A 12,992-nucleotide genomic window follows, 5' to 3' on the forward strand; every position below is an offset into this window, starting at 1 on the left:
TCCGCCACATCCCACATGCGCGCCCTCATCCGGCAAATCAGCCTTTTCATCGCCGTCGGTTGCGCCGCCGCGGCAACGCATTGGGCCGTTGCCGTGGGCTGCGTCGAAGCGTTCGGCGCCCCCCCGCTGGCGGCCAACCTGATCGGCTGGATGGTCGCCTTCGTGGTGTCCTTCAGCGGCCATTACCGGCTCACGTTCCGACATTCGCCCATACCCTGGACCGTAGCGGCCCGTCGTTTCCTTTTCATTTCAGCGATCGGTTTTTTGATCAATGAAACGGCCTACGCCTGGCTGTTGCACGCCACCGACGTGCCGTACGACACGCTGCTGGCGCTGATTCTGATCGGCCTGGCGTTCGCGACATTCATCGCTAGCCGGCTGTGGGCGTTCCGGCACAAAGCCGGTTCTTAAGCGCCGCGTCCGCCTGCAGTAACCACATCGCATGCCGGGCACTGGCGACGGCAGGCTTCACGCCTTGCAGCGGCGTGTAGACCGCGCCGTCGCCATGATTGCCCCACACCCAGAACCGCGAGCCCTCGGGCGCCGCGCACAAGCGGGCATTGAACTGGGCCGCGCTGACCAGCACCTGCGCCCCGGTGACCGGATCGAACTTGGCGGCGTCGTACAGTTCCTTGCGCCAGTTGTCGCGCACCGGCACTTCCGGATTGAGCCAGTCGTCCACGACCCACGTGGGCCGCGGCGCACGCGCGTACAGCGCCAGATCGAAGGGGTAGGCGTGCAGCGAGACAAAGGTGTCGTCCGGCCGCGCCTCCTGCCGCACCAGCGTGGCCAGCGGCGCGGCGCTGCCTCGGGCATTGAACGCCGCAACACCCACCGCGATGACGCAGATTCCCGCCGCGACGGTGGCGCTGATGCGCACCAGCCGCGGCGTCATCACGCCGGTCTGGCCGCGCCATGCCGACAGGATGACCTCGGCCAGCAGAAAGGCCAGCGGCGCCAATGCCGGCAGCACATAGCCGACCAGCTTGGAATGCGGCAATGAAAAGAACACCACCACCACAGCGAACCACACCGCCGCCAGGCGCCGCAGGCTGCGCGCGGGACCGGGTGCCCAGTAGGCCCGGCGCAGGATGCCGCCGCCCCACAATGACCACGGCAGGCTCAGGCCAGCCAGCACCGGCAAATAGAACCAGAACGGCTGGGCGTTGTTGAAGCCGCTGGCGGCGAAGCGCTGGAAATGCTGATAGACGAAGAAATAGTCGTAGAAGCCGGGATACCGCACCTGCATCAGCACGAACCACGGCGCGGCGACGGCCACGAACATCAGCAGCGCCGGCGGCCAGAACAGCGCCGCCAGCCCGCGCCACCGCCGTTCCCAGACCAGCCAGAGCAGCAGGATGGCGCCCGGCAGCACCAACCCGATCAGCCCTTTGGCCAGCACGGCCAGCGCGGCCAACGCCGCGGCAGCGACGGCCATCCCGCGCGCCCCTTCCCCGCGTTCGGCGCGCAGCGCGGTTTCAGCGGCGGCCAGGACGCACAGCGTGATGAGGCCCGCAACCAGCATGTCCAGGTTGGCGAACTGCGCGCCCCCATAGAAGAACGGCATGGTGCAAAGCGCCAGCACGGTCAGCGTGGCGGCAAACGCATCGCGATGACGCCGCACGAAAACGTACAACCCGGCGGCGGCGCCCCAGGCGGCCAGCCAAGACGGCACGCGCGCCGCCCACGGATGCACGCCGAACACCGAGAACGACAGCTCGGTCAGCCAGTAGTACAGCGGCGGCTTGTGGAAGTACGGCATGCCGTCCAGCAGCGGCACGGCGTGCGAGCCGCTGCGCAGCATGTCCCAGGCCACGCCGGCATAGCGCCCTTCATCGGGCAAGGTCAGCGGCCGCATCCACGCCAGCCAGGCCAGCCAGATGCCGACGGCCAGCAAAAACCGTCCTGCCGGCGGGGTCCATTCGGAGCGCGCCGGTGTGCTGTAGTCCGCCATCATCAGCCCTGCGCCTTGCCAGCGGGTCGGCCGCGGCTGCGCCGCACGACGAACAGCGGACGACCCTTCACCTCGTCGAAGATGCGGGCCACGTATTCGCCCACCACGCCCAGCGAGATCAGATTGACGCCCGCAAAGAACAGCACCGCGGTGACGATGGTCGTCCACCCGGAGACAGCGTTGCCGGACATCAGGTAATCGCCCACGAGAAAGGCCGCATAGGCCAGCGCCAGCACGGCAAACGCCACGCCCACCAGGCTGACCATGCGCAGCGGCCACGTCGTGAATGCCGTCAGGCCGTCAAGCGCCAGGCGAAAAAGGCGCAGCCCGCTATAGGTGCTGGTCCCGTGCATGCGCTCGTCCGGCGTGTAGGGCACGGCCTCTCCCTTGAAGCCGACCCAGGCATACAGGCCCTTCATGAAGCGGGTGCGCTCGGGCAGCGCGATCAGCGCATCGACCACGCTGCGGTCCATCAGCCGGAAGTCGCCGGCGTGCGCTGGCACCTGCACGCCGCGTGCGTTGCTGAGCAACTGATAGAACCAGCGCGCGCCCGAGCGCTTGAGCCAGGATTCGTCGGCGCGGTCGCGCCGCACGGCGTACACCATCTCGGCCCCCGCGGCCCATCGCGCCAACATCAGCTCGATCAACGCGGGCGGATGCTGCAGGTCGGCGTCCAGGCAGATGACCACGTTGCCGCTGGCGGCTTCCAGACCTGCGCTCAGCGCCGCCTCCTTGCCGAAATTGCGGGACAACTGCACGTGGCGAAAGCCTTCGTGCTCGGTCCATTCGGCCATCAGCGCGTCCGTGCCGTCAGTGCTGCCATCATCGGCCACGATGATCTCCCAACCGGTGCAAAGCGCGGAGAGCCGGTTGCGCAGCAGCGGCAGCAGCACGCGCAGGTTCTCGCATTCGTTCAGGCACGGAATCACGCACGTGACGCGGATGTCATACGGCACGTCGGCGGCCTGCGGCGGCCACACGGACCTGAGCGGCAGGGATTTTGCCAACACCTGCGGTGCTGGCGGGTCGGACCGGAACTGGATGTGCATGGGGTTCTGCAATGACGGAATGCGGGACACGATGCGGTGCAGTATGCGCAGGGGCTCGTCGAATTTTCATGAAATGCCGGCCCGCACCTGGCCGCTAAAATGGCGGGCATCTCCAGTCTTCCGGTTGTCATGCAATACCAAGTCCGTCCCATGCGGGCCAGCGATGTGGACGCCATCCTGCAGGCCCAGGCCCTTGCCTATCCTCAGTTCCTGCTGGAAGGCGCCGGCTTCTTCCTGAACCGTCTCGCGCTTGCGCCGCAATATTGCTGGGTTGCCCAGCCCGGCACGCCAATGTCTTCGGGCGGGTTGCTGGGCTACCTGATTTCCTACCCGTGGGACGCGGGCCTGCCCCCCGCCCTGGACGTGCCGCTACCCGCGCTGCCGGCGCGGGCCGATCACTGGTTTCTGCATGACTGCGCGGTCGTGCCGGCGGCGCAAGGCACGGGCGTGGGTCAGGCGCTGGTGGGCGCCGCCGCCGCAAGCGCCATGGACAACGGCCTGACGCGCGCCAGCCTGGTGTCGCTGGCATCGGCGGCCGGCTATTGGTTGCGTCATGGCTACGCGCCGCTCGCGCCGCAGACGCCGGGTCTCGCCGAAAAACTGGCGGGCTACGGCGAGGGCGCCAGTTACATGTCCCGCGCCTTTCCCTTCCCGGCCGCACGCCCGTTGCGCGCCTGACGGCGTCCCCCACCCCGTGTACAGGTGCACTGGCCTGGACGTAAGATAGCTTCGCAGTCCGCGAACGATGCGGCGGAAGATGGCCTGAACAGCGGGCTTGAACATCGGGTTTGAACAGCTAGTCTTGCTGCGCCCCGGCGGGGCGCGAAGGTTCATATGATCTCCCTTTCGCCCGTCCAATCCCTCCTCGCCTGCTGCCTAGTGCTCGTCATCGGACGGGTCATGACCACGCGCATCGGCGTTCTCGCGCGCTACAGCATTCCGGACCCCATCGTAGGCGGCCTGCTGTTCGCCGTATTGGCCTATCTGTTGTCCACCTGGGGCGGCGTCGCCGTCTCGCTGGAGACCAGCATCAAGCCCACGCTGCTGCTGCTGTTCTTCGGCTGCATCGGGCTTACCGCCAACCTCAAGCTGCTGGCGCGCGGCGGGCCCCGTCTCATCGCCTTTCTCCTCGCGTTGATTCCGTTTCTGGTCCTGCAGAACGCCGTGGGGCTGGGCATGGCATGGCTGCTGGACATGCACCCGCTCATGGGCCTGCTGGGCGGCACGATCACGCTGGTGGGCGGTCACGGCACCGGCGCGGCCTACGCGACGCGCTTTGCCGACTTCAACAACATCCAGGACGTCATGCCGCTGGCCATGACGGCGGCGACGCTGGGACTGGTGCTGGGCGGCGTGGTGGGCGGCCCCGTGGCGGAATGGATCATGCGCCGCCACAAAGTGTCGGGCAGCCTGGACCACACCGCGGCCGAAGGCCACCAGGCCGCCGACCTGAATGAAACGCATCAGCCGCCCACCCCCGGTACGTTCATCCTGTCCATGACCGCCGCGTTCGTCTGCCTGGTCGTCGGCGGCATGCTGGCAGCGCTGGTGGAAGATGCCCCGGTCAGCCTGCCCAACTTCCTGTGGTGCCTTGCGACCGGGGTACTCATCCGCAACGCAGGGCCGCTGGTGGGCATCCGGCTCGACGATCGCGCCACCGACATCATCGGCACGATCTCGCTATCGCTGTTTCTGGGCATGACGATGATGACGCTGGACCTGTCCAGCGTCGCGCGTCTGGCCGGCCCGCTGGCGCTGATGCTGGCGGTGCAGACGCTGGTCTGCGCGCTGTATGCCGCCTGGGTGGTGTTCCGGCTGCTCAAGCGCGACTACGAGGCCGCCATCATGTCTGCGGCGTTCTGCGGCTTCGCGTTGGGCGCCACCGCCACCGCCATCGCCAACATGCAGGCGCTCACGCGCCGCCACGGTCCGGCGCCGGAAGCGTTCATTGTCGTTCCGGTCACGGGCGCCTTCCTGGTGGACATCCTGAACGTGATCGTCCTGAGCTCGCTGATCTCCTTGCCGTTCGTGGGAGGGATGTAGCCATGTTCAAAAGACTCATGATTGTCCTGCTGTGCGCGATGCTGGCTGCGTGCGGCCGCGCTCCCGATGCCGACACCCTGCGCGCAGACGTCACGCGCAGCCTGGACGCGACCTATGGGCAGGACCTGTTCCGCATCGCAGATCTCAAGCGCATGGGGTCGGCCACGGACAGCACCGCCCCGGCGGGCGAAACCCGGCGCGTCGTGTACTACGACATCGACCTGGAACTGACCCGCGACATTTCGCTGGGCGCATGGGATCAGCCCGGCGCGGCGTCGCTGGTGACGTTGCTGGGCGCCGGTCCGCGCAGCATCAGCGGCGTGAAGTCCGGCGGCAACAAGGCCGGCGATCGCATCATTGCCCACGCCAGCGCCATCTACCGCGAAGCGGACGGCGCGTGGAAGCTGGTGACGCCCGCAGGCTTCAAGGCGGCCGAGGCGCCGTCGCTGGACACCGGGGCGCCGCCGCCCGTCACGCGACAGCTGCTGGACACGCTCGACCAGATCACCCACTCGGTAACCTACAGCGCGTCCAGTACGGCCCAGCATGTGGTCCAGCAGGAGCTGGAACGCTCGGTCGCGCGCATCAATGGCCGGCTTTCCCGGCTCCAGCAGGGTTATCCGTTGGCCGGCGGTCCGGACCGCGGCGAGTACCTGGCCTTTTCCCGCGCCCTGAGCGACGTGGCGCGCGCGCGCCAGATCCGGGTGTCGCCGCTCATCACCGGCGGCGGGGCCGACAACATCGCATTGCTGCGCAGCGGCGACGCCGTCGTCGGCCTGGCGCAGGCCGATACCGCGCAGATGGCCTACGAGGGCACGGGTCCCTTCGCGGGTCAGGGGCCGTTTCCCGGCCTGCGTGCGCTGGGCAGCCTGTATCCGGAGATGGTCCACATCGTCGTGCGCGACGATCCCGCTCTGCGTGGCGTGCGAGATCTGAAGGGCAAGACGATCGCATTGGGTCCCGAAGGGTCAGCCGTGCGCGCTACCCTGCAAACTGTGCTGGCTGCGCATGGCCTGCAGGCCGGGCGCGATTACCAAGTGTCTGACACCCAGTTTGTTGCCGCCCTGCCGCTGCTGCAATCCGGGGCGGTGGACGCCGCCGCCCAGGTGATCGGCGTGCCGGCCACGCCGTTGCGCGATGCGCTGATTCCCGCGCAGCTCAAGCTGCTGCCGCTCGACGCCGATGCCATCAAGACCCTCACGGCCGGCGACAGCGTGCTGATGCCGCTGGACATCGCGGCCGGCACGTATCCCAATCAGCAGGAACGCATCCCCACGGTGGGCGTGGCGGCGCTGATGCTGACCACCACCGACCTCACGCGCGACGAAGCGCTTGTGGTCGTGCGCGCGGTCTACCAGGCCGGCCAGGACCTGCTGGCGGCCGGTTCGACGCAGGGCTCGCAGGTATCGGCGGCCACCGCCCGGCTCGGCCTGAGCGTGCCGCTGCACGACGGCGCCGAGGAAGGTATCGCCCAACTGGAGCACGGCGAACCGCGCTGACGCGCGTTGCGTCTATGATGGCGCTCCCTATCAGGAATTCCGATGAACAAATTCGATCTTCAAAAGAACCAGGCCCTCAAGCTGGCCGGCCAACTCAAGCAATCGGCGACGCCCGACCGTTTTGGCGCCTCGTCCCAAGTGCCCGACCGCCGCGAGCAGCGCAAGCTGGATCAGGCCGCCGGTCTGGTGCCCTTCCCGCTGAAGCTGTCGCAGGCGCAGGCCGACAAGCTGCGCGCCGCCGCCGCCGAACGCGGCGTGTCGACCAACGACCTCGTGGCCGAGGCGCTTGAGAAAGCGCTGAGCAAGTAAACGCGATGCACATCTGGGTCGACGCGGACGCGTGCCCCGGCGTCATCAAGGACATCCTGTTCCGCGCCGCGCAGCGCTGGCAGGTGCCCTTGACGCTCGTGGCCAATCAGGCGCTCTACACGCCGCCGTCGCCGCTGATCCGCGCCGTGCAGGTGCCACGCGGCTTTGACGTGGCCGACGCGCATATCGTGGAGCGGGCGGAAAAAGGCGACCTGGTCATCACCGGCGACATTCCGCTGGCTGCGCAGGTGCTGGAAAAAGGCGCGATGGCGCTCAATCCCCGCGGCGAACGCTATTCGCCGGAAACCATCCGCGAACGGCTGGCGATGCGGGACATGATGGAAGAACTGCGCGCCAGCGGCGTGGACACGGGCGGCCCGTCGTCGTTCAGCCAGTCCGACCGTAAGGCGTTCGCGAACCAGCTCGACACGCTGCTCGCGCGGGTGGCCCGCCAGCAGGCGCAAAAAAACTGACTCCGCCGGCAGGGCCCGCGGTCAGTTATCAGCGGTCAGTAAAAGGTGATGTATGCCTTGTAGATGATCGCGCCGATCGCGGTGACAAGGCCCAAGCCCATCAGGGTCATGCCGAGATTGCGGTCACGAAACCCGAAGCCGATCAACATGAGCGCCACGCCGGTGCAGATGATGATGAGCATGGTGTTGGTATGCGGACCCATGGCCTTCTCCTGTTTTGCTCGGCAGTCATTCGCCGTTTTATCGATGATAGACAGGCGTGGAACAGGCTTGGCGCAACCGGCAGCAGCCAGATTGCGGCAGATCAGAAGAAGATTAATGAATCGAAAACAAAAAAGCCAACCGATGAAGGTTGGCTTTTTACTTGAGCATTACTGCCCGAAATACTGACTGCCCGAAGAACAAAACCGATATCGCTAATTACTGCTGCATTACTGCTACGACATGGGCGTTGTCTTTTGGGGCTCTTCGAAGGCTGTTAAGCCCAAGAAGGTCTTTGGTGGGTAGTACTGGGTTCGAACCAGTGACCCCTGCCGTGTGAAGGCAGTGCTCTACCACTGAGCTAACCACCCCGAAAGAGGCGAAATAATAGCACGAATTTTTAAACGTGCGCAAGTCGCCTCGGGAAAACTTTCAAGCGGATGCCGCCACGGGCGCATCGAGCTTGCGCCAGATGCTCTCGCCGCCCACGCTCTTGTCCAGCGCAGCCACGTAAGCCTCGTGCTCGGCCAGCTCTTCGGCGTTGGCGTACAGCACCGGCAGCCCCGATGCGTCGAACTTGGCCAGCACCAGGCCATCGCTGCCGGTGCCCGCGTTGTCGTCCACGTCGATCAACAGCGCGTCCTGGCCGCGCGTCATCGCCAGCCAGACTTCGGCCAGAAGCTGCGAGTCGAGCAATGCGCCGTGCAGCGTACGGTGCGCGTTCGAGATGCCGAAGCGGTCGCACAGCGCGTCCAGCGAGTTGCGCTTGCCGGGGAACAGCGACCGGGCATGCAGCAGCGAGTCGGTGACGGTCTCGCAGAACTCGGTGATGGGACCGCGCCCGGTCTTGGCAAGCTCGGCGTTGAAGAACTTCACGTCGAACGCGGCGTTGTGCGCGATCAGCTCGGCGCCCTGGATGAACTTGACGAATTCGTCCGCGACCTCGGAAAAGCGCGGCTTGTCCGACAGGAACTCGGTGGTCAGCCCGTGCACCGCGAGTGCCTCGGGGTCGCTGTCGCGGTCCGGATTCAGATAGATGTGCAGGTTGTTGCCCGTGGCCATCCGGTTGACGAGCTCCACGCAGCCGATTTCGACGATGCGATGACCCTGTGCAGGGTCCAGTCCGGTGGTTTCAGTGTCAAAGATGATCTGGCGCATAACGATTCCGACGCGTCGATTTCGACGCGTCTATTCCGAAGGGTTTATTCCGATGCTTGAGGCTGCGAGGCCGGCGGCGTATGCGGTTGATGCGCTTCGCTGCCGGACTCGCCTGGCTTCTTGCGTGCGGTGGCAATCAGCGTGTAGGCCACCGGCACGACGAACAAGGTCAGTAGTGTACCCAGCAACAGCCCGCCGACCAGAACCCAGCCGATCTGCTGCCGCGATTCCGCCCCCGCGCCCGTGGACAGCGCCAGGGGGACGGTACCCAGGACCATGGCGCCCGTCGTCATCAGAATGGGCCGCAGGCGCAGCACGCTGGCTTCGACCACGGCCTCGAACAGTTCCCTGCCCTCGTCGCGCAACTGGTTCGTGAATTCCACGATCAGGATGCCGTGCTTGGTGATCAGGCCGACCAGCGTGATTAGCCCGATCTGGCTGTAGATGGACAGCGTGCCGCCCGTCAGCCACAGCGCCAGCAATGCGCCCGTCATGGACAGCGGCACCGACAGCATGATGATGAACGGATTGCGCCAGCTTTCGAACTGCGCGGCCAGCACCAGATAAATGAACGCCAGCGCCATGCCGAACACCAGATAGATGCTGCCCGACGAATCGCGGAACTCGCGCGACTGGCCGTCCAGGTCCGTGATGATCGTGTTGGGCAGGACCTCACGCGCCACCTGGTGCATGTGTTCCAGCACTTCGCCCAGCGCATAGCCGGGCGCGACAGCCGCATCGATCTTCACGGCGCGCAGGCGGTTGAAGTGGTTGAGCGACTGCGGCGACACGCCTTCGTGCACGCCCAGCAGGTTGTCCAGCTGGACCATGCTGCCGTCGCGCGCGCGCACATAGATGCCAGAAATGTCGGTGGGATTGGCGCGGTCGCGCGGCGTGACCTGCACGATCACGTCGTACTGCTCGCCTTCGTCCTTGTAGCGGGTGACCTGGCGGCCGCCCAGCATCGACTCCAGCGTGCGGCCCACGACGTCCACGTTGGCGCCCACGTCGGCCATCTTGTCGCGGTCCACGCGCACGCGCAGCTCCGGCGTGTTCAGGCGCAGGTCGGTGTCCAGGTTCAGCAGGCCGGGATACTTGCGCAGCTCGGTCAGGAAAATCTGGGTCAGCCGCGACAGCTCTTCGTACGAGGCCTGGCTCATGGTGATGAACTCCACCGGCTTGGATCGGGCCGACTGGCCCAGCGACGGCGGATTGGTCGGGAAGGCGCGCACGCCCGGCAGCGATGCGAACTGCGGCTGCAGTTGCTGCGTGATGGTCTGCTGCTTGCGCTCGCGTTCTTCCCAGGGCTTCAAGCGCAGGATCGCCGTGCCGTCCGTGACCGTGGGAAAGCCCACCGTGACCTGGCTGCCGCTGGCTTCCGGAATGTCGGCATAGAACTTCTCGATGCCCAGCATGCTGTCCAGCGTGTAGTTCAGGGTCGCGCCCTCGGGCGCGTTCACGATGCCGAACACCACGCCGCGGTCCTCGACCGGCGCCAGCTCGCTCTTGACCACCTTGAACAGCACGCCGCTGCCCGCGGCCACGGCCAGGCCGATCACCACGACGATCCAACGATGCCGCAGCGACGCGCCCAGCATGCGGCGATAGCCGTTGCTCATGCCGTTCAGCCAGCCTTCGATCAGGTTGTACCAGCGGCTATGGCTGGTCTCGTGCCGCAACAGCACGGAACACATCATGGGCGTGAGCGTCAGCGCCACGAAGCCCGACACCAGCACCGCGCCGGCCAGCGCCAGCGCAAATTCAATGAACAGCCGGCCGGTGCGCCCCGTGGCGAACGCCAGCGGCGCATATACGGTGACCAGCGTCATGGTCATGGCGACCACCGCAAAGCCGATTTCCTTGGAGCCGCGCAGCGCCGCTTCCTTGCGTGGCATCCCGTCCTCGATGTGGCGGTAGATGTTCTCCAGGACCACGATCGCGTCGTCCACCACCAGGCCGATCGCCAGCACCATGGCCAGCAGGGTCAGCGTGTTGATGGAAAAGCCGAACAGGTACATCAGCGCGCATGCGCCCACCAGCGACACCGGGATGGTGACGATGGGAATGATGCTGGCGCGCAGGTTGCGCAGGAAGAAGAAGATCACCAGCACCACCAGCACGATGGCTTCAACGATGGTGTGGAACACGGAATCGATGGACCGCTCGATGAACACCGACGAGTCGTACGCGATGTTCAGCTTCATGCCGGCGGGCAGCGTCTCGTTCAGCCGGGCGACTTCCTGGCGGGCCGCCTTGGACAGTTCCAATGGGTTGGCCGTGGACTGCCGGGTGACGCCGATGTTGATGGCGGGCTTGCCATTGAAGCGGGACAGGATGCGGTCATTGGCGGCGGCGATCTCGACCTTGGCCACGTCGCGCATCCGCACCGGATAGCCCTTCACGTTGGCGACGATCACGTCCTCAAACTGGGCCGGAGTCTGCAGATCGGTCGCGGACACCACCGAGAATTCCCGCGCGCGCGATTCAATGCGCCCCGCCGGAATTTCCACGTTCTGGCTGCGCAGCGCGGCTTCGACGTCCTGCACCGTCAGGCCGTACGCGGCCAGCTTGTCGCGGTCGACGTAGATGCGCATGGACGGCAGCCGCTCGCCAAAGACGCGCACCTCGGCCGCCCCCGGCAGCACCGACAGACGGGTCTTGATATAGCGGTTGATGTAGTCGGACGTCTGGATGGCCGAGAACGATCCGGATTCCACCGCGATGTAGATGATGGGCTGGGAATCCGCCTCGACCTTGCCGATGATGGGCTCGTCGATCTCATCCGGCAGAAAGCGCCGCGCGCGCGAGACCTTGTCGCGGACTTCGGCCGCCGCGGCGTCCGGGTCGCGCGTCAGGTTGAACTTGATGTTGATCTGGCTGCGCTCTGACCGGCTGCGCGAGGTCATCACGTTGACGCCTTCGATGCCGGCCAGCTGGTCTTCCAGCGGCTTGGTCACCTGCGATTCGATCACCTCGGGTGAGGCGCCCTTGTACGTGGTGTCGACCGACACGATGGGTTCGTCGATCTTGGGGTATTCGCGCACCGTCAGGCGCGAATACGAGATCAGGCCGATCAGCACGATGATCAGCGACAGGACCGACGCGAACACCGGGCGCTTGATACAGGTTTCCGAGATACGCATGGCGCTATCGCTGAAAGGGTAAGGGGCCGGCTATTGGCCGTTGCCCACGATGGTCACGGGCGCGCCATCGGTCACGCGCTGCAGGCCCGAGACCACCAGCTGGTCGTTCAGGGCGACGCCGGTCAGGATCTCGACACGGCCCTCGCGGCGCTCGCCGATGGTCACTTCGCGCCGATGCGCCACGCCGTTCTCGACCCGGTAAACGTACTGCGTTTCGCCCGACGGCGATAGCGCGGCCTCGGGCGCGACCAGCGCCTTGTCCTCGTTGAACAGCAGTTGCACCCGCGCGAACATGCCGGGGCGCAGCACGCCGTCCTGGTTGGCCACGGTGGCGCGCAGCAGGATCGACCGGCCGCCCGCGTCGACCAGCGGGCTGACCGCGTAGACGAGTCCCCGGCGCTCCTGGCCGGGCAAGGCGTCCAGGCGCAGCGTCAGTTGCTGGCCGACCCGCACCTTGCTCAAGTACATCTCGGGCACGCGGAAATCCACTTTGAGCGGATCGATCGCCTCGAGCGGCGCCAGGTCCTGGCCCTGGTTCACGTAGTCGCCGACCGAAACGCTGCGCAGGCCGACGATGCCCGCGAACGGCGCGGTAATCGTCATCTTGTCGAGCCGCGCCTGGGCCAGCGCCACGGCGGCCTCTTGCACCTTCAGCGTGCTGGCCGACTCGTCGCGCGCCTGCTGGCTGACGAAGCCCTTGCCCTGCAGCTCGACGGCGCGGCGGTAATGGCTTTGCGCCAGCGTGAGGTTCGCGCGCGCCTGCGCAAGTTCAGCGCGCGGCACCGAATCTTCCAGGCGGATGAGCAACTGACCCTGCTTGACGGGCTGGCCTTCCTTGAAATCAATGGCCTGGATGCGCCCGGCCACTTCGGGGCGCAGGACGACGGACTCATCGGAACGCAGGCTGCCCACTGCGGACAGGCCGCGTGCAAAGGGGATTTCCTGAACGGCGGCCACGGCCACGCGGGACGGCGCGGCGGGCGCGGCTTGAGATTTGGTGGTGACCGGGGCGGGAGCGGCGGACGGCGCCAGCCAGCGCGGCACAAACACGCCGAGCGCGGCCCCCGCGGCCAACCCTGCCGCGACGGCGGCCAGCAGTACAGCTTTTTTCATGCGCGAAAGTGGCGGTGTTGCGGCGCGGACCGGGCATGCCCCACTCGGAC

The 12,992-nt window shown here is 66.5% G+C and carries 12 protein-coding genes and 1 tRNA gene; 6 read left to right on the forward strand and 7 right to left on the reverse strand.

Annotated features, from left to right (window positions below):
* The first annotated feature begins 15 nt into the window (after positions 1 to 15).
* Complete coding sequence (locus tag B2W22_RS23200) at positions 16 to 411, forward strand: GtrA family protein (RefSeq protein ID WP_175186381.1); 396 nt, start codon at positions 16 to 18, stop codon at positions 409 to 411.
* Here the strand turns inward: B2W22_RS23200 and B2W22_RS23205 are convergent.
* Together B2W22_RS23205 and B2W22_RS23210 are read right to left on the reverse strand one after the other, a co-directional pair.
* Positions 371 to 1,954, reverse strand: coding sequence for an ArnT family glycosyltransferase (locus tag B2W22_RS23205; RefSeq protein WP_286939735.1), 1,584 nt, complete (start codon positions 1,952 to 1,954; stop codon positions 371 to 373). The two genes, B2W22_RS23200 and B2W22_RS23205, sit on opposite strands and share 41 nt — an antisense overlap.
* Before the next feature lie 2 nt (positions 1,955 to 1,956).
* Positions 1,957 to 3,003: a glycosyltransferase family 2 protein gene (locus B2W22_RS23210; protein ID WP_175125391.1), complete on the reverse strand. Its 1,047-nt coding sequence runs from the start codon at positions 3,001 to 3,003 to the stop codon at positions 1,957 to 1,959.
* A gap of 150 nt (positions 3,004 to 3,153) precedes the next feature.
* Between B2W22_RS23210 and B2W22_RS23215 the strand changes: the two genes are divergently transcribed.
* From B2W22_RS23215 to B2W22_RS23235, 5 genes are all read left to right on the forward strand, one after another.
* The gene (locus tag B2W22_RS23215; RefSeq protein ID WP_279974998.1) at positions 3,154 to 3,681 is read left to right on the forward strand and encodes a GNAT family N-acetyltransferase; all 528 of its coding nucleotides are present in this window, start codon (positions 3,154 to 3,156) and stop codon (positions 3,679 to 3,681) included.
* 156 nt (positions 3,682 to 3,837) lie between these two features.
* A complete protein-coding gene (gene gltS, locus B2W22_RS23220; RefSeq protein WP_175186380.1) occupies positions 3,838 to 5,046 on the forward strand; it encodes a sodium/glutamate symporter in 1,209 nt (402 codons plus the stop codon).
* A 2-nt stretch (positions 5,047 to 5,048) separates the two neighbouring features.
* Positions 5,049 to 6,545 (forward strand): TAXI family TRAP transporter solute-binding subunit, encoded by a 1,497-nt coding sequence (locus B2W22_RS23225; protein WP_286939683.1) that lies wholly within the window; start codon positions 5,049 to 5,051, stop codon positions 6,543 to 6,545.
* A 42-nt stretch (positions 6,546 to 6,587) separates the two neighbouring features.
* Positions 6,588 to 6,854 (forward strand): hypothetical protein, encoded by a 267-nt coding sequence (locus B2W22_RS23230; protein ID WP_286939685.1) that lies wholly within the window; start codon positions 6,588 to 6,590, stop codon positions 6,852 to 6,854.
* Between the two features lie 5 nt (positions 6,855 to 6,859).
* Positions 6,860 to 7,327, forward strand: coding sequence for a YaiI/YqxD family protein (locus B2W22_RS23235; RefSeq protein ID WP_286939686.1), 468 nt, complete (start codon positions 6,860 to 6,862; stop codon positions 7,325 to 7,327).
* A gap of 35 nt (positions 7,328 to 7,362) precedes the next feature.
* On the opposite strand, the gene B2W22_RS23240 is transcribed toward B2W22_RS23235, so the two are convergent.
* The 5 genes from B2W22_RS23240 to B2W22_RS23260 all read right to left on the reverse strand — a co-directional run bounded on the left by B2W22_RS23240 (position 7,363) and on the right by B2W22_RS23260 (position 12,942).
* Positions 7,363 to 7,530, reverse strand: coding sequence for a hypothetical protein (locus B2W22_RS23240; protein ID WP_175125403.1), 168 nt, complete (start codon positions 7,528 to 7,530; stop codon positions 7,363 to 7,365).
* 294 nt (positions 7,531 to 7,824) lie between these two features.
* Positions 7,825 to 7,899: transfer RNA gene (locus tag B2W22_RS23245), tRNA-Val, on the reverse strand.
* A gap of 61 nt (positions 7,900 to 7,960) precedes the next feature.
* On the reverse strand, positions 7,961 to 8,686 hold the full coding sequence (dnaQ, locus tag B2W22_RS23250) for a DNA polymerase III subunit epsilon (protein ID WP_175125405.1): 726 nt from the start codon (positions 8,684 to 8,686) through the stop codon (positions 7,961 to 7,963).
* Positions 8,687 to 8,730: 44 nt separating this feature from the next.
* On the reverse strand, positions 8,731 to 11,829 hold the full coding sequence (locus tag B2W22_RS23255) for an efflux RND transporter permease subunit (protein WP_286939688.1): 3,099 nt from the start codon (positions 11,827 to 11,829) through the stop codon (positions 8,731 to 8,733).
* A 30-nt stretch (positions 11,830 to 11,859) separates the two neighbouring features.
* A complete protein-coding gene (locus B2W22_RS23260) occupies positions 11,860 to 12,942 on the reverse strand; it encodes an efflux RND transporter periplasmic adaptor subunit (RefSeq protein ID WP_286939689.1) in 1,083 nt (360 codons plus the stop codon).
* Positions 12,943 to 12,992 lie beyond the last annotated feature (50 nt).

Origin of the sequence: Achromobacter sp. UBA4530 (assembly GCF_002388205.1) — a bacterium.
Taxonomy (GTDB): Bacteria; Pseudomonadota; Gammaproteobacteria; order Burkholderiales; family Burkholderiaceae_B; genus Achromobacter; species Achromobacter animicus.